Origin of the sequence: Yoonia maricola, from assembly GCF_002797915.1 — a bacterium.
Taxonomy (GTDB): Bacteria; Pseudomonadota; Alphaproteobacteria; order Rhodobacterales; family Rhodobacteraceae; genus Yoonia; species Yoonia maricola.
Genome location: NZ_PGTY01000001.1, coordinates 1,132,453 through 1,147,774 on the forward strand (window position 1 = coordinate 1,132,453; position 15,322 = coordinate 1,147,774).

17 protein-coding genes are annotated in these 15,322 nt (G+C 56.6%); 5 read left to right on the plus strand and 12 right to left on the minus strand.

Annotated features, from left to right (window positions below; genetic code table 11):
• Positions 1–18 precede the first annotated feature (18 nt).
• Complete coding sequence (locus tag BC777_RS05745) at positions 19–705, minus strand: fumarylacetoacetate hydrolase family protein (RefSeq protein WP_100367155.1); 687 nt, start codon at positions 703–705, stop codon at positions 19–21.
• Positions 706–827: 122 nt separating this feature from the next.
• Between BC777_RS05745 and BC777_RS05750 the strand changes: the two genes are divergently transcribed.
• Genes BC777_RS05750 through BC777_RS05765 form a run of 4 tightly spaced genes read left to right on the plus strand, consistent with a single transcriptional unit; the run spans position 828 to position 4,704 of the window.
• Positions 828–1,451, plus strand: a complete 624-nt coding sequence (locus BC777_RS05750; protein WP_100367156.1) for a paraquat-inducible protein A — start codon at positions 828–830, stop codon at positions 1,449–1,451.
• Positions 1,448–2,053, plus strand: a complete 606-nt coding sequence (locus BC777_RS05755; RefSeq protein ID WP_245834176.1) for a paraquat-inducible protein A — start codon at positions 1,448–1,450, stop codon at positions 2,051–2,053. The genes BC777_RS05750 and BC777_RS05755 overlap by 4 nt, the downstream gene beginning before the upstream one ends.
• A complete protein-coding gene (locus BC777_RS05760) occupies positions 2,050–4,143 on the plus strand; it encodes a PqiB family protein (RefSeq protein ID WP_100367158.1) in 2,094 nt (697 codons plus the stop codon). The genes BC777_RS05755 and BC777_RS05760 overlap by 4 nt, the downstream gene beginning before the upstream one ends.
• A 3-nt stretch (positions 4,144–4,146) precedes the next feature.
• Positions 4,147–4,704 carry a PqiC family protein gene (locus tag BC777_RS05765; protein ID WP_100367159.1) on the plus strand — a complete coding sequence of 186 codons (558 nt, stop codon included), beginning with the start codon at positions 4,147–4,149 and terminating at the stop codon, positions 4,702–4,704.
• On the opposite strand, the gene BC777_RS05770 is transcribed toward BC777_RS05765, so the two are convergent.
• The 4 genes from BC777_RS05770 to BC777_RS05785 are packed head-to-tail and all read right to left on the minus strand — an operon-like array spanning position 4,701 to position 8,123.
• Positions 4,701–5,525 (minus strand): metal ABC transporter permease, encoded by an 825-nt coding sequence (locus tag BC777_RS05770; RefSeq protein WP_281251772.1) that lies wholly within the window; start codon positions 5,523–5,525, stop codon positions 4,701–4,703. The genes BC777_RS05765 and BC777_RS05770 overlap by 4 nt on opposite strands.
• Complete coding sequence (locus tag BC777_RS05775; protein WP_100367161.1) at positions 5,522–6,376, minus strand: metal ABC transporter permease; 855 nt, start codon at positions 6,374–6,376, stop codon at positions 5,522–5,524. Before BC777_RS05775 ends, BC777_RS05770 begins: the two co-directional genes overlap by 4 nt.
• A complete protein-coding gene (locus tag BC777_RS05780) occupies positions 6,376–7,236 on the minus strand; it encodes a manganese/iron ABC transporter ATP-binding protein (RefSeq protein ID WP_100367162.1) in 861 nt (286 codons plus the stop codon). The genes BC777_RS05775 and BC777_RS05780 overlap by 1 nt, the downstream gene beginning before the upstream one ends.
• Positions 7,233–8,123: a metal ABC transporter substrate-binding protein gene (locus tag BC777_RS05785; protein WP_211095329.1), complete on the minus strand. Its 891-nt coding sequence runs from the start codon at positions 8,121–8,123 to the stop codon at positions 7,233–7,235. Before BC777_RS05785 ends, BC777_RS05780 begins: the two co-directional genes overlap by 4 nt.
• A gap of 253 nt (positions 8,124–8,376) precedes the next feature.
• On the opposite strand from BC777_RS05785, the gene BC777_RS05790 reads away from it, so the two are divergent.
• Complete coding sequence (locus tag BC777_RS05790; RefSeq protein ID WP_100367163.1) at positions 8,377–8,664, plus strand: DUF1330 domain-containing protein; 288 nt, start codon at positions 8,377–8,379, stop codon at positions 8,662–8,664.
• Here BC777_RS05790 and BC777_RS05795 read toward each other — a convergent pair.
• Genes BC777_RS05795 through BC777_RS05825 form a run of 7 tightly spaced genes read right to left on the minus strand, consistent with a single transcriptional unit; the run spans position 8,661 to position 15,077 of the window.
• Positions 8,661–9,590 (minus strand): AEC family transporter, encoded by a 930-nt coding sequence (locus BC777_RS05795; protein WP_100367164.1) that lies wholly within the window; start codon positions 9,588–9,590, stop codon positions 8,661–8,663. The two genes, BC777_RS05790 and BC777_RS05795, sit on opposite strands and share 4 nt — an antisense overlap.
• 19 nt (positions 9,591–9,609) lie before the next feature.
• Entirely contained in the window at positions 9,610–10,413 is an 804-nt protein-coding gene (locus BC777_RS05800) for an MBL fold metallo-hydrolase (RefSeq protein ID WP_100367165.1), read from the minus strand.
• A complete protein-coding gene (locus BC777_RS05805) occupies positions 10,410–11,198 on the minus strand; it encodes a TatD family hydrolase (protein ID WP_100367166.1) in 789 nt (262 codons plus the stop codon). The genes BC777_RS05800 and BC777_RS05805 overlap by 4 nt, the downstream gene beginning before the upstream one ends.
• A gap of 10 nt (positions 11,199–11,208) precedes the next feature.
• Positions 11,209–12,315 carry a DNA polymerase III subunit delta' gene (locus BC777_RS05810; RefSeq protein WP_100367167.1) on the minus strand — a complete coding sequence of 369 codons (1,107 nt, stop codon included), beginning with the start codon at positions 12,313–12,315 and terminating at the stop codon, positions 11,209–11,211.
• Positions 12,312–12,920, minus strand: coding sequence for a dTMP kinase (gene tmk / locus BC777_RS05815; RefSeq protein ID WP_100367168.1), 609 nt, complete (start codon positions 12,918–12,920; stop codon positions 12,312–12,314). Before tmk ends, BC777_RS05810 begins: the two co-directional genes overlap by 4 nt.
• Positions 12,917–14,101 (minus strand): D-alanyl-D-alanine carboxypeptidase family protein, encoded by a 1,185-nt coding sequence (locus BC777_RS05820; protein WP_100367169.1) that lies wholly within the window; start codon positions 14,099–14,101, stop codon positions 12,917–12,919. Before BC777_RS05820 ends, tmk begins: the two co-directional genes overlap by 4 nt.
• Positions 14,102–14,126: 25 nt before the next feature.
• Positions 14,127–15,077, minus strand: coding sequence for an SPOR domain-containing protein (locus BC777_RS05825; RefSeq protein WP_100367170.1), 951 nt, complete (start codon positions 15,075–15,077; stop codon positions 14,127–14,129).
• Positions 15,078–15,322 lie beyond the last annotated feature (245 nt).

Below are 15,322 nucleotides of genomic sequence, written 5' to 3' on the forward strand. Positions count from 1 at the left end.
GCCGCAAGAGACAATCAATCAGACAATTGTCGTCTCGACTGGGGCAAAATCGCCAATTGTGCCGCGTAATGCGTCACCTCGTACAACAGGACCAACGCCTGCAGGCGTGCCTGTCATAATCAGATCGCCGGGGTGCAGGACGTAGAGTGTCGAAAGATCGGCAATCATTTCGGGGATGGACCAGACCATGTCGGCCAGGTCGGCCTGTTGACGCACCGTACCGTTGACTTCGAGTCTTATCATCAGGTGACCGATATCGGCATTGCTTTGCTTGGGCGTCAACGGCCCAATAATAGCAGAATTGTCAAAGTCTTTGCCCGTGTCCCAAGGGCGACGTTTGAGTTTGGCGGCTGCTTGCAGGTCGCGTCGGGTCATGTCCAAACCACACCCATAACCAAAAACCACCTCCATGGCGTCGGCTTCGGAAATGTTGTGTGCTGTGCCCCCAATCGCAACGACAAGTTCCATTTCGTAGTGCAAGTCCTGGGTACGTGTGGGATAGGGCATGTCTTGCCCCGACAAAAGCACCGCCTGTGGCGATTTCGTAAAATAGAAAGGTGCGGCGCGATCGACCACTTGCCCCATTTCGGCGGCATGATCGACGTAGTTGCGGCCCACGCAAAAGATCCGTCGCACAGGAAAACCGGCGTCCCCTTGAACAGGGATCACGGGTGTTGGATGGGGTGGGAAAACTGTGTCTGTCATAGCACTCTCTGCGTGTAGTGTTTCAGTCGATCAGGCATGGCATATCTAGCACCGACGCGATAACGTTGTGTTACTTTTAGAGCAAGCCTCATTGACCTACAGGAGCCTTTATCTGCGTGACTATGCACACAACGCCCCTTGACGATCTGGTCGCCTGCCCGCAATGCGATACGCTGCATGTGGCCAGTATGCTGCCGGAACAAACAAGTGCGCATTGTCAGCAATGCGGTATCGTTCTGATGACCTCGCAACCGGCCGCGATGGCGCGTATCCTCAGCCTTGCGTTGACCGCTTTCATCATGATGATCGCCGCCGTCAGTTTCCCTTTCCTGACGCTGGATGCGGGCGGGCTGCACAATGCGACCTCCGTCATTGATGCGGTCCTGGCCTTTAATGATGGTTATGCCTTTCCGCTGGCGGTCGCGGTGGCCTTTTTCATCGTGGTCATCCCCCTGATGCGGCTTGTCGCGCTGATCTACGCCCTTGGTCCGCTGGTGCGCGAAAAAAAGCCCCGTCAGGGTGCGCGCAAGGCCTTTGCGCTGGCCGAACGTTTGCGTCCCTGGAGCATGGCCGAAATTTTTATCGTGGGCGTGACTGTTGCCTTGATCAAAGTGGCGGGTCTGGCCGCTGTGACCATCGGCCCCGCCTTCTGGGCCTTCGCTGGTGTGGTGGTGATTACCGTACTCAAAGATCAACTGATTTGCAGGTATTCAATTTGGGAAGCGCTGGACAAAGCCACAGCATGATCACAGCCCGCGATGCGGGGCTTGTTGCATGCCAGCAATGCGGGCAAGTGCATCCGTTGGGTACGCAGGTCTGCAAACGATGCGAGGGACGCCTGCAAAGCCGTGACGTTGACAGCTTGCAAAAGGTCTGGGCCTGGCTGATTGCGGGGATGATCGCCTATATCCCGGCCAATATCTATCCGATGCTGTTGACGTCGACATTGGTTGAACGGTCGGAAAGTACGATCATCGGGGGTGTTTTCGATCTGGTCGAACATGGATCCTGGGGGATCGCGATCATTGTCTTTGTGGCCTCCGTGATGATCCCTGTGGGGAAATTCGTGGCAATCATCTATCTGGCGATCAGCGTCCAGCGACGGTCGCGTGCAAACCAGCATGAGCGGCATAAGGCCTATGAGGTTGTTGAATTCATTGGGCGCTGGTCGATGATTGATGTCTTTGTCGTTGCAATCCTTTCAGCGCTGGTGCAACTCGACACTATTGCCACAGTGAACCCCGGCATTGCAGCTGTCAGCTTTGCTTTGTCGGTGATTTTCACCATGCTATCAGCGCAAGCCTTTGACTCCCGCTTGATTTGGGATGTAGCCAGGACCAAGGAATGAGTGACGCAAATGATACCGGCCCCGTGCCGTTCGATGTAAGACCCGTCAAACGACGGATCTGGCGACGGCTATCCCTTGTCTGGGTGGTGCCATTCGTGGCGCTGGCTATTTCGCTATGGGCGGCATGGCAAAGCTATGCAGACCGCGGCAAGTTGATCACCATCAGTTTTGAAAATGCCTCCGGGATCACATCGGGTGAGACCACAATCAAGTATCGAGACGTGACCATTGGCGAAGTCGAACAAGTCGAGTTTGCAGAGGGTCTTTCCGTTGTGTTGGTCCATGCCCGGATCGATCAAACGGTAGCGCCTTTTTTGGATGATGATGCGCAATTCTGGGTCGTGCGCCCTGACGTGTCCGTGCGCGGGATCACCGGATTGGAAACCGTCCTCTCTGGTGTCTTTATCGAGGGTAATTGGGACACGCAGGCCGATGTCGCCCAAACACAGTTTACCGGATTGGAACGGCCGGTCCTGACCCGTGCCGGGCAGCGCGGGACCCGCGTTGTTTTACGTGCCGATGACGGCGGCAGCATCGCCGCAGGCGCGCCAGTCCTTCATAAGGGGATTGAGGTCGGGTATCTGGAAGCACCGGAGCTGTCCTTTAACGGTCGTCAGGTGGTTGTAAGTGCCTTTATCGAAAGCCCCTATGACAGACGCATCACAAGCAGCACCCGGTTTTGGGATACCTCTGGGTTCAGCGTGTCATTTGGCACGGGCGGCGTATCGCTTAATGTGAGTTCGCTGGCGTCAGTTATCGAAGGCGGCATCGCTTTTGATACCGTTGTTTCAGGTGGAGAGCCGATCAGGGACGGGCATCGCTTTGATATTTTCCCAAGCGAGGAAACGGCACGCGACAGTCTGTTCACTGATCCAAACGCAGACGTCTTGGAAGTGGCCGTATTATTTGAACAATCGGTCAGTGGCCTGACCGTTGGATCAGAAGTGCGCTTTCAGGGTATCCGGATTGGCGAAGTCAGCGACCTGAACGCGATTGTTGTAGGCCAGGCCGCAGATGCCCAAGTACGCCTGCAAGCCACATTGGCGGTGGAGCCGTCCCGCCTGGGTATGGGGCCGGATGCAACGACCGAGGAGGCGCTTGCACTGCTATCAGATTTTGTCACACGCGGTTTGCGTGCGCGTATGGTGACCGGCAATATCCTGTCAGGAACGCTGTATGTGGAACTGGTCGAGGTGGAAGATGCCCTGCCTGCCATTATGAACCTGACATCAGGCGATTTCCCGGTGATCCCGACGACGGACTCGGAAATCTCTGATGTTGCTGCCACTGCCGAAGGTCTGCTGGCCCGGATCAATGCCCTGCCCGTCGAAGAACTGATGGATGGGGCGATTGACCTGATGGATAGCTTTGAGCGTTTGGCCAATGATGAATACACGCGCGCGGCACCTGCGGCACTGGTTACGCTGTTGGACGAATCCCGTGAACTGATCAATTCAGACGATGTTCAGGCAATACCCGGCGACCTGCGCAGTGTTATTGGTGATCTGGACGGCCTTGTGACCGCTGCCACCGAAGCAAACCTTGTGACCGATCTTGATAGTGCCATCGCAACCGCAGCACAGGTTGCGACCAATATCGAAGTTGCCACCCAGAACCTGCCGCAGATCACGCAAGATATCGAAGCGCTGACCGCGCGTGCCAATGCGTTGGAACTTGAGGCGCTGGTTGCCTCTGCCACCGAATCCTTGAATGCGATTGATGCGTTCCTTGGCACCGATGATGCGATCGCATTCCCCGGTGAAGCGAATGCCGCCCTATCAACCATGCGCGAACTACTGGATGACGTGCGCGAAGGTGGTGCCGTTGCAAATGTCAACGCGGCCCTTGCCTCTGCCAGCGAGGCTGCACGCGCTGTCGAAGACGCCGTCAGCACCCTGCCCGCCCTTGCCGCCCGCGCCAATGCATTGGTCACCCAGACCGAGGCTGTGGTGAACAGCTATGGCGAACGCTCACGGTTCAGCGCGGAAACACTGGCCACACTGCGCGATATTCAAGAGGCATCTGATGCCATTTCTTCCCTTGCGCGCGCGATTGAACGCAACCCTAATTCCCTGTTGATTGGACGGTAGATTATGTTCTCACGCCTTATGGTTCTGGCCATTGCCGCATGTGCCGCCTGCACGCCCCTTGCTGAACGGGCAGCGCTCGCACCGATCCCTTCCGCGCTGGAATTGCGCCCCTTGGTTGGCAGTGCGATGATCCGCACCGTATCTTTGCCGACTTACGCCGCAGGCGAAGAGATCGCGTTCAAGACAGCAGATAACCTGATCACCCTGCGCGAAGATGTGCTTTGGGCCGATGAGCCAGAGCGCGCGGTCACCTTGATCCTGACGCGCACAGTGGGCGATATCCTGAACACAGACGTCGGCCCCGACCCCTGGCCTTTTGTGGGGCTGCCTGACGTGTCTGTCGATGTGCGGGTTGAACGTATGTTAGGTGGCGTTGATGGGACGTTTCAGTTGACCGGCCAGTTCTTTGTCGCCAGCGAAGCAGCTGCGTTTCGCGATAGCACCCATAGTTTTGAGATTTCCGAGCCGATGACGGACGCCACCGTCGCCAGCATCTCGGCTGCGCAATCGGCGGCTTTGCTGAAACTGGCCGAACAGATTGCCGCAACACTGGGGCGTTAAGCCGTTCGGCGCATCCGTAGGTTAGCGCGGATGAACGCGGCGATGAAAACCGTTGTGAGCATCAGAATAACCGTCGGTGCGGGCGCGCTATCGATAAAAAAGCTAAGGTAGACGCCGGCCAACCCCGCCGCCATCGTTACCCCCACCGCAATCGGCAACATCAGTGCGAAACGTTTGGTGAGCAAGAACGCAATCGCGCCCGGCGCGATCAGCAGGCCAATGGCAAGGATAATCCCCACAGCGGCCAAAGTTGCCACAATCGTGAGCGAGATCAGCGCCAGCAATCCGTAATGCAGCCACCCCACCCGCAGCCCGACGGCCTGCGCCTGCACAGGATCAAAGGCATGCAACATGAAATCGCGTCGTTTGAACAAGACAATGCTGGCGACCAATACCGCAATAGCACCTGCAGTCAGCAGATCGGCTGCGCCCACGCCCAGCATGTTGCCAAACAGGATGTGATCAAGATGCATGTCCGTGGTGATCTTGGTGTACAGCACGATGCCAAACCCAAACATTCCTGAAAAGACGATCCCCATGATCGTGTCCTGCTTTACCCGGCTATTGGCCGATAAAAACCCGGTGCTTAATGCACAGACCATACCAGCGACAAAGGCCCCGATAATCAGCGGGATGTTCAGCAGGAACGCCAGTACAATCCCCGGCAGAACGGCGTGGCTGATCGCATCGCCCATCAGGGACCATCCCTTAAGCACAAGATAGCACGACAGCAGGCTGGTGGGCACGGCAATGATCGCCATCATCAGGAAGGCTTTGTTCATGAAGGCAAACTGGAAAGGGAAAAGCAGCGTTTCCATCACTGTGCCTCCAACACTGCTGCTGCGCGGCGCCGGGCCGCAAGATAGCCATGCTTGGGTGCGAAAAAGAAGGCCGCAAGAAAAATCAGCGTCTGCAATGACACAATAATGCCGCCGGTCGCGCCATCGGCAAAATAGCTCAGATAGGCCCCGACAAAGCTGGTGGTCGCCCCAATCGTGACGCTCAGCACCAAAAGCTTGGGAAAACGATCCGTCAACAAATAGGCAGTGGCCCCCGGTGTGACCACCATTGCGATCACAAGGAAAGCGCCAACGGTCTGCAAGGCTGCCACGCAGGACGCTGAAAGCAAGGTGAAGAACACGATGCGCAGAATGTCTGGCCGTAACCCGATGGACCGCGCATGGTTTTCATCAAAAAAGGTCACCATCAGGTCTTTCCATTTGGCCAGCAGAACGGCCAAGGTCACAAATCCGATGATTGCCAATTGCACCGTGTCAGACGGGGAGATGGCAAGGATGTTGCCCAAGGTGATCGTCTGAACGCTGACGGATGTGGGCGACAGTGACACCATAAAAAGGCCAAGGCCAAAGAATGAGGTGAAGATCAGCCCGATGATTGTATCCTCTTTCAGCCCCGAGCGTTGATTGAGAAACAACATCGCTCCCGCCGCCAATCCGCCTGCTGCAAAAGCGCCCAAGGCAAAGGGCAGCCCCAGCATATAGGCCCCCGCCACGCCGGGCACGATAGAGTGGCTTAGTGCGTCACCGATCAGCGACCAACCTTTGAGCATCAGGTAAGCTGACAGGAACGCGCAGACGCCACCTACCAGCGCGCTAACCCACATGGCGTTGAACATATAAGCATAACCGAAGGGATCCAGCAGCCACGCCATCAGGTCGGTTCCTTCGTGTCTTCTTTGGTGTCTTTACCGTAGACCACGAAAGGCCGTTCATCATCGGTAATGACCCGGATTTGCCGGCTATCATCATCGTCATGCAAATCGGACCCACCCAGCACGAAGTGACGCAAAACACCCCCAAAGGCCAGTTCTAGGTTTTCGCGGGTGAACGTATCCTCGGTCAAGCCGTATGCCAGCACGGTTTCCTTGACCAAAACGGTGCGGTCACAGAATTCAGGCACCGACCCAAGATTATGGGTAGAGACAAGGATCACCCGCCCCTCATCCCGCAGATCACGCAGCAAAGCGACGATGGCATCCTCGGTCTGTACATCGACACCGGTGAAAGGCTCATCCAGCAAGATGATCTGTCCCTCTTGCGCCAAAGCACGCGCAAGGAAAACACGCTTACGCTGCCCGCCTGAAAGTTCGCCAATCTGGCGGGTGCGGAACTCTGTCATATTCACGCGGGCTAATGCATCCGTTACAGCATCGTGATCGGTCTGCTTCGGGCGACGAAAGAACCCCATATGGCCGTAGCGGCCCATCATCACGACATCTTCAACCAGCACCGGAAAGGTCCAATCAACCTCCTCCGATTGCGGGACATACGCCACGATATTGAGGCGCAGCGCTTCGCTGACCGGCATCCCCAGCACCGAAATCTCACCCTTAGCGGCGGGCACAAAGCCCATTATTGCCTTGAACAGTGTGGATTTCCCGGCACCGTTGACACCCACAAGGGCGGTGATGGTCCCTGTTGGTATCTCAAAGCTCGCGTTGTGCAACGCCGTGTGACCGTTACGATAAGTCACGGTCAGGTCTTGCGATATGATGCCGGGGGTTTCGGTCATTCAGTCAGGCCTTCAGCGATCGTTTGTGTGGTGACGCGCAACAGATCCAGATAGGTTGGCACAGGACCGTCCGCCCCGGTCAGGCTATCGACGTAGAGGACACCTGCGTATTCTGCATCGGTCTCGCGCGCGACCTGTTCGGCGGGGGCTTGGCTGACGGTGCTTTCGCAAAATACCGCAGGGATATCGTTCTCGCGCACTGTATCAATCACACGGCGCACCTGTTGTGGGGTGCCTTGGCTATCAGCGTTGATGGGCCAGAGATAAAGCTCCTGCATCTGAAAATCACGGGCGAGATAGCTAAAAGCACCTTCGCAGCTGACCAGCCAGCGCTGTTCTGCTGGCAGCGCAAGGATTTCTTCACGCAACGGGGCAATCGTGGCCGTGATTTCGGCCTTGTAGGTTTCGGCATTCGCTTCATAGGTCGCGGCATTTTCGGGATCGTGTGCAACAAATGCGTCGCGGATGTTATCGACGTAGATCAGTGCGCTCTCGAGGCTCATCCATGCATGCGGGTTGGGTTTACCGTCATATTCACCTGATGAGATGCTCATGGGTTCAATACCGTCACTGAGCGTTGCACTTGGTACATCGGACAGGTTGCCAAAGAACTGTTCGAACCAGAGCTCCAAGTTCAGCCCGTTCCACAAGATCAGGTCCGCATCCTGTGCGCGAATAATGTCGCCCGGTGTCGGCTGGTAGCCGTGGATCTCTGCCCCGGCCTTCGTGATGCTTTCAACGATGGCGGTGTCTCCGGCGACGTTCTGGGCCATATCGGCGATCACGGTAAATGTGGTGATGGCTTTGAACTTGTCTTCATCGGCCATCGCAGAGGTAGAGAGCGCTGCGACGCAAAAGGCAATGGAGAGATGTTTTATCATGATCATTCAAGTGTCCTTTCGAAAGCAAGGTGTCAATTAAAAACTTGCTTATGCGACTTATTCGCAAGTGTAAACAAATATGAGAATGATTCTCATATTCTCACAAAGATATGATATATCGAGATATTTTTCGTCATTCGGTCATAAATCACCGCGAAGCGACCACCATATACAATGCCCGACAGGTAATACCTCTTGCCATTTGTGCGGCATCACAGGAGTTTTGCGCCCAAGAGACTGTCAATGAAGGAATAGTGCGATGCCCAAAGGTTATATCATCGGCCACATCACTGTGACCGACCCCGAAGCCTATCAAGAGTATATCGTCCGTGACACGCCAATCATCGAAAGCTATGGCGGGCGTCCCCTCGTCCGGGGCGGCACATCAGAAGAACCTGAAGGCCCGCAGTTTGACCGCCATGTTGTCTTTGAGTTCGACGATTTTGAACAGGCCAAGGCGCTTTACAATGATCCAGAGTATCAAAGGGTTGCCCAAATCCGCCGTGACAATGCAAGCAGTATGATCGTTCTGGTGGAAGGCGTCTAAGGCAGCACCGCCAACCAAAGCCAGACCGTCAGGATAGACAGCCCCGTCGCCATCAGCACCGATGAGGCCGCGACCCGGCGCGCTTTGCCATACATGTTCGCGAAGACATAAGCATTGATCCCGGGCGCCATCGCTGATGTCAGGATCGCTGAACGTAGGGCCGCATCTGACAGATCAACCGCGCGCGCAAGCCCCCAGACCAATAGCGGTTGCAGGATCAACGAGACCGCAACGACAAAGAGGATCGTGCGCATATCGCCCTCTGGCCGGTAGCGGTACAGCACACCGCCCAACCCAAAGAGTGCGGCGGGCAGTGCGGCACGCACCATCAGATCAACCGCATCGGTCAATACCGCTGGCAGCGGAATACCCCCCAGATTAACGACAAATCCAAGGCTGATCCCCACAATCAGCGCATTATGGAACATCGCGTTCAGCACCTTGCCCGGCAGCGTCGCGATGCTGCCGCCGCGATTGCGCACGATCTCCATCGCGGTGATGCCAACCGCATAGCAAAACGGTGAATGGATTGCGATGATGGCATAGTTTGCTTCCAGCGCGCTGATCCCATAAGCCCGTTCGGTGATAGGCAACCCTAGCAGCAATGAGTTGGCGAAGAGGCAGCAGAACCCGATGGCGACGCTGTCTTCCCAATCGCGGGCAAAGATGTAGCGGGCCCCCAAAAGGCCCACGACAAAACAGGCGAAGGCTGAGATGTAATAACTGCCCAACAGTGCAACATCAAAATTCTGTTCCAGATCAAGCGTTGAAATCGCACGGAACAGCAAGCAAGGAATGGCGAACCCTTGGGTGAATTTCATCAGCCCATCAACGCCCGCGTCGCTGAAATACCCTTTCCAAACAGCGATATAGCCAAATCCGATGACAAGAAAGACCGGCAAAATGACGTCGATGAGCGCAGCCATTGCGGCTCCTTCTTTGGCCCTAAGGCGCTGCTACTGTGACCGTCATACCATCATAGGCCGGGTCGATATGATCAGGCGTTTCTGCCGCAACCGTCGCATAGTCCAGATCATTATGCATATTGGTCAGTATCGCCCGTTTCGGGGCGACTTTTACAATCCATTCCAGTGTTTTGGCCAAATGCGCATGGGTTGGATGGGGATCGCGGCGCAGCGCGTCAACGATCCACAGGTCCAGACCTTCCAGCACCGGCCAAGCCGCGTCCGGGATATCCGAAACATCGGGCAGATAAGCGACATCGCCAATCCGAAAGCCCAAGGCTTCGATATTACCGTGCTCCACTTCAAAGGGCTGCAAGACGATATCACCCCCGGCCCCACTGATTGTGACGTCACCCTTGATCGTATTCAACTCGCAAATCGGCGGATAAGAAGAGCCCTTGGGCTGCACAAAAGCATAGCCGAAACGACCGAGTAGGTCGTTGCTCGTGTCACCATCGGCCCAAACCTGCAAACGCTGCCGCATGTTGAAAACAATCATCCGCAGATCATCAAGCCCATGTACGTGGTCTGCATGCGCGTGTGTATAGACGACCGCATCCAACGTGCCGACCTCTGCATCCAAAAGCTGGGCGCGCATATCGGGCGAGGTATCGATCAGAACGCGTGTGACCCGATCGCCGCTGGTGCGCGTGACCAGCAATGAACAGCGGCGGCGCATATTCTTGGGGTTAGTTGGATCGCAAGCCCCCCACAGCCCACCTAACCGCGGCACGCCCCCCGAGGAGCCACAGCCCAGGATCCGAAAGTGGATCTTGTCACTCATCCGGCGGCCTTCCAGAACAGGCGGTCGAAATTGGCCGTCGTTTGCTTGGCAAAGTCTTCATACGACAGTCCGAACACATCGGCCCCGACTTTGGCCGTATGTGCGGTATAGGCAGGCTCGTTGCGCTTGCCCCTAAATGGGGGTGGTGCAAGATACGGACTATCGGTTTCCACCAGCACCCGGTCAACCGGGGCGGCGGCAAAGATATCGCGCAATTCCTGACTTTTTGGAAAAGCCGCGATGCCGGACATCGACAGGTAGAAATCCATCTCCAAAGCTGCTTTCGCCAGTGCAGCGCTGCTGGAGAAGCAATGCATGACGCAGGTATACGCACCCTTGTCGAATTCCTCGCGCAGGATACGCGCCATATCATCATCCGCCGCACGCGCGTGGATGATCAGCGGAAGCTTGGATTCGCGTGCAGCCGCAATATGCACCCGCAGGGATTGTTTTTGAATTTCAGCGCTTTCTGCAGTGTAGTGATAGTCCAACCCTGTCTCACCGATCCCCACAAATTTGGGGTGTTCGGCAAGGGCCAGCAGTTCCTCAATCGTCGCTAGCGGCTCGTCCGCCGCGCTCATCGGATGGGTGCCAGCGGCGTAGAAAATTGGGGTATATTCTTCCGCGATTGCCCGCACCTGCGGCTCCAACCGCAGCTTGGTGCAGATCGTGACCATGCGGGTAACCCCTGCCTCAATTGCGCGTCCGATCAGGGCGTCACGCTCACCATCAAAATCCGGGAAATCCAGATGGCAGTGGCTGTCAACAATGGTTGCTTGGGTCATCACGCGGCTTTCAGGCTACGGCGGTCCCTTGTGCCGTCTCTTCAATCTTGAAAATCATATCAAGGATCAGCGCGGCAGGGTCAAGGTTCACCGCGCGCCCATGCCGGGACCGATCCGTCAAATCCTGTTGCAGCTGCGCCCAGTTGCGGGCCGCGTGATCATTGGGCGCAATACGCGCCAAAAGCCGGGCCTCGCCCGGCGCACCTTGGGCGGCAGGTTCACCTATCAGCCCGGCACGGGCAGCGCGTGCCAGAAACAGATCGATCAAATCGAGGGTAATACCAAAGCGAACCTCAGCCGCCTTGCCGACACAGGCATCGGCCAAACGCAGAGCGGATGGCCTGTCGATGCGGGGCAGTTTATCAAATGTCTTGATCAATTCGGCATATAGCGCCAACCCATCATGGTTCAAAAGCCGGATCGCATCACCCGCTGAACCACCAGCCAAAGCCGCGAGGCTTTCGGATTGTTCAGACGGGTGACCCGCCTGCGCCAAGGCCTTTTGCAGATCGTCGGCATTCAGGCGCGCGCAACGTAATTCGCGGCAACGTGATCGGATCGTCGGCAAGAGCCGCGATGGTTGATGCGCGATCAGCAAGATAGTGCAGTTCGCGGGGGGTTCTTCCAGTTCCTTGAGGATCGCATTGGCCGCGTTACGGTTCAACTCATCCGCCGCATCGACGATCACCACCCGTCGTCCACCGTCGGCGGCAGACATCTGGAAAAAGCGTTTGAGGCTGCGGACCGCATCGACAGTGATCTCGGTCTTCAATTTCTTCGTTTTCTCATCCCAAGGGCGACGGATCAGCGACAGGCGCGGATGTGCACCTGCTTGGATCAAGCGCGCATCGGGATGTTCGGGGTCAATCTGCAGTGAAGGATCACCAAAAAGTCCCCCATCCGGGTCAGACAACAAAAATGTCGCGATCTTCCACGCCAGTGTTGCCTTACCCACGCCACGCGGCCCGGTGATCAGCCAGCCCGAATGCAGGCGCCCTGCCCCGAAAGCATCGAGAAAATCGGCCTCGGCCTTGGCCTGCCCATAAAGCACGCGTGTTTCGCGCGGATGCGGCGCACCTGCGATCTGGTCGGGCTGAGGGATGTCTTCGTCGCTCATGCGTAGGCTGCGATTTCGCTGGCGATCTGATCGGGTGTGCGGTTGCCGTCGATCAGGATGCAGCGGTCAGGGTTGGCATGCGCAAGCGCAAGAAAGCCATGGCGCAGGGTTTCCTGAAAACCCAAACCGAAGTCTTCAAACCGATCTTCACCGGATTTGCGCGCAAGACCGCGTTCAAGCGCTGTCGCCGGGTCCATATCAATGATGAATGTCAGATCAGGCTCGCGTCCGATCATCAGCTTATGCAGGTTATCGACCATCGCCCGCAAATCACCGCGCGTCGCGCCCTGATAAACACGGGTGCTATCCGCAAAACGGTCAGAGATCACGGTCTTGCCGGCTGCCAATGCAGGCTCAATTGTCTTTTCCAGATGGTCGCGGCGCGAGGCGGTAAAAAGCAAAATCTCAGTTTCAGGCGACCAGCGCTCAGGATCACCGGTCAAAACCAACTGGCGAATTTCCTCTGCACCGGGGCTGCCCCCCGGTTCACGCGTCAGGACGACATCTTGACCTTGCGCGCGTAATTGATCGGCAAAGCGGCGTGATTGCGTGGATTTACCAGACCCGTCGATGCCCTCGAAGGTAATAAAACGGGGCTTATTCATGCCTCCTCGGCGACCTCATCCGAACTGCCGGGGCCGAATTTCTGCCACAAGACCAATGCGGCGGTGCGCATCCGTGTGCCAAAGCCACCACGCGCAACATCCGTTTCGGCCACAAGAGGAATGCGTTTTTCGGGAAGCTCATCAAGGTTGATGACAAGTTCGCCCAGCTGTTGACCCGCTGAAATCGGAGCCTCAATCGGGCCGGTGTAGACGACCTCTGCTGCAATATTTTCTTGATTAAGGACAGGCACAAGCAGTGAAAAGTCTTGCGCAACAGTAAGGCCAACCGTTGGCAATTCTCCCATCCAGACATCAGCGGATGCAATGCGCGTGCCTGCATCTGCGACCTCTTTCTCGGCAAACTGACGGAAGGCCCAATTGATGATTTTTGTGGATTCTTCGGCCCGCTGTTCACGGGTTTCCAGCCCGGTGATGACAAAGATCACGCGACGATCACCCTGTTTGGCTGACCCGACCAGACCAAAGCCTGCTTCCTCGGTATGGCCAGTCTTGAGACCATCAGCCCCAATCCCCAGCGCTAAAACGGGATTGCGATTGCGCGAATTGGAGGGCACGCGTCCATCAAAGGCAAACTCGGTTTCCGCAAAAAGCGGATAGAAGGTCGGGAAATCAATGATCAGGCGGTTTGCCAATATGCCTAAGTCTTCCATCGACATGCGATGCCCAACCGCAGGCCAGCCGTTCGAGTTGACGAATGTCGAATTCATCATGCCCATCTGTTGCGCACGATCTGTCATCATGCGCGCGAACCCGGCTTCGGTGCCATCAGGCGATAATGCTTCGGCCAGCACGGCGCTGGCATCATTGCCAGAAACGACGATGACGCCGCGCAGCAAATCTTCGACCGAAACACGATCCGTGGTGTCCAAAAACATCGACGAGCCGCCATAGCTGGCCGCGTGGCTTGAGACGGCAAGCTCTTCGTTGATGTCCAGACGCCCATCTGCCACGGCTTCGAACGCCATGTAGATCGTCATGAGTTTGGACATGGATGCAGGCGGCAAAGGTGTGTCCGCATTCTTGGACAAAAGGACCGTGCCTGTTGACTGATCAAAGATATAGGCGGCGGTCGCACTCGTCTCAAATGCGGTGGCCCATGCTGGCACCAGCGCAAGCGCGGCAATCAAGCTCAACCGGCGCAGTCGTGCAAATCGCAACATGAGGGCTCTCCTTTTGGCCTGATGGCTATTCTGCGTCTTCGATCACAAAGGCATCGACAAAGCCCAGTTCGTTAAGCCGGGCGACATCACTTTCGTCACTTAGCGGTCCTGCGGTGACACGCCAGACGGTACGCCCGCCTGCCTCTTGCGGGGTGACGCGGGCATCAATGCCAGCTGCGGTGATTGTGCCCGCGGCCTCATTGGCGTTGGCCTCTACACTATACACACCGATCTGGGCGTTGGACCCATCGGGCAACGGCGCTGCAACCGCAAGAACAGACGATACATCAACGGTGTCGGCTGCCTCCGTTGCGACATCTGTTGCGGTGGTGGCAGTTTGCTCGGCAGCCGCAGTCGCAGCTTCAAGAGCGGCGGGCAGAACCACAGCACTTGCTGCAGCGGCCGTTCCAGCCGCATCACTGTCTTCAGTAACAGGATCAAGAGGCGCTTCTTCTATTGCGACCGGCGTTTCAAGCCCGGCGACAACAGGGTTTGCAGGCTCTTCAACCTCGACCTCTTCGCGGCGTAAGACAACGACCTCAAGCCGGGCCGGTGCACCAGGCAAAAGCCCCAGCGCTTCGGCGGCATCAGACGACACTTGCAACAATGGACCGGGGTTTTCACGTTCACGGCGGAACAAGGCACCGACAATTTCCTGCCCGCTTTCGGTGTTGCGGATCACGACACGGTCAGGATCGCGCACTTCAGGGTGCGCCACCCAGACACCACCCAGCGACGGACGACCATCCCAAAGGCCATTATCGGTGATGGAAAAGATATCAGGACGCTCCACATCAACATCGCGCTGAGGCCGTTGGTTCAATGCATTGGCGGGCGGTGGTATCTGAGCCTGTGCCTCAGAGGAGGATGGAAAGGCAAACTCGCCGTTGTCATCACATGCAGCCAATCCGACCACACTGACCAGCGCGACCGAGAGTGGCCACCTCTTGACGTTGAAAATCGTAAAGCCTGTCATTTATTTCGCCCCTCATAGTCCACTCGCATTCGCGCAAGCCCCAGCCGTTTTTTGGCCCTGTTTATTGCCGCTCAACACCCTTCGCACAGGCGTGATCGCACAACCCAATTTGTGTCCCATACGATCTTGCGCCGAATGATAGCGTTCGATCTGCCAATTTGAAAGGCTTTGCCCCATTTTGTCGGCGGATTTCCCCAAATTACGAAGCTGCTTTTCGAATCAGAAATGAACAGCTAACAGGGCGA

Coding starts and splice junctions, on each gene's coding strand:
- BC777_RS05750 (WP_100367156.1), top strand. CDS start 828: ATGCACACAACGCCCCTTGACGATCTGGTCGCCTGCCCGCAATGCGAT.
- tmk (WP_100367168.1), bottom strand. CDS start 12,920: ATGAATAAGCCCCGTTTTATTACCTTCGAGGGCATCGACGGGTCTGGT.
- BC777_RS05785 (WP_211095329.1), bottom strand. CDS start 8,123: ATGATCATGATAAAACATCTCTCCATTGCCTTTTGCGTCGCAGCGCTC.
- BC777_RS05745 (WP_100367155.1), bottom strand. CDS start 705: ATGACAGACACAGTTTTCCCACCCCATCCAACACCCGTGATCCCTGTT.
- BC777_RS05760 (WP_100367158.1), top strand. CDS start 2,050: ATGAGTGACGCAAATGATACCGGCCCCGTGCCGTTCGATGTAAGACCC.
- BC777_RS05825 (WP_100367170.1), bottom strand. CDS start 15,077: ATGACAGGCTTTACGATTTTCAACGTCAAGAGGTGGCCACTCTCGGTC.
- BC777_RS05795 (WP_100367164.1), bottom strand. CDS start 9,590: ATGGCTGCGCTCATCGACGTCATTTTGCCGGTCTTTCTTGTCATCGGA.
- BC777_RS05765 (WP_100367159.1), top strand. CDS start 4,147: ATGTTCTCACGCCTTATGGTTCTGGCCATTGCCGCATGTGCCGCCTGC.
- BC777_RS05780 (WP_100367162.1), bottom strand. CDS start 7,236: ATGACCGAAACCCCCGGCATCATATCGCAAGACCTGACCGTGACTTAT.
- BC777_RS05775 (WP_100367161.1), bottom strand. CDS start 6,376: ATGGCGTGGCTGCTGGATCCCTTCGGTTATGCTTATATGTTCAACGCC.
- BC777_RS05755 (WP_245834176.1), top strand. CDS start 1,448: ATGATCACAGCCCGCGATGCGGGGCTTGTTGCATGCCAGCAATGCGGG.
- BC777_RS05820 (WP_100367169.1), bottom strand. CDS start 14,101: ATGTTGCGATTTGCACGACTGCGCCGGTTGAGCTTGATTGCCGCGCTT.
- BC777_RS05810 (WP_100367167.1), bottom strand. CDS start 12,315: ATGAGCGACGAAGACATCCCTCAGCCCGACCAGATCGCAGGTGCGCCG.
- BC777_RS05790 (WP_100367163.1), top strand. CDS start 8,377: ATGCCCAAAGGTTATATCATCGGCCACATCACTGTGACCGACCCCGAA.
- BC777_RS05805 (WP_100367166.1), bottom strand. CDS start 11,198: ATGACCCAAGCAACCATTGTTGACAGCCACTGCCATCTGGATTTCCCG.
- BC777_RS05800 (WP_100367165.1), bottom strand. CDS start 10,413: ATGAGTGACAAGATCCACTTTCGGATCCTGGGCTGTGGCTCCTCGGGG.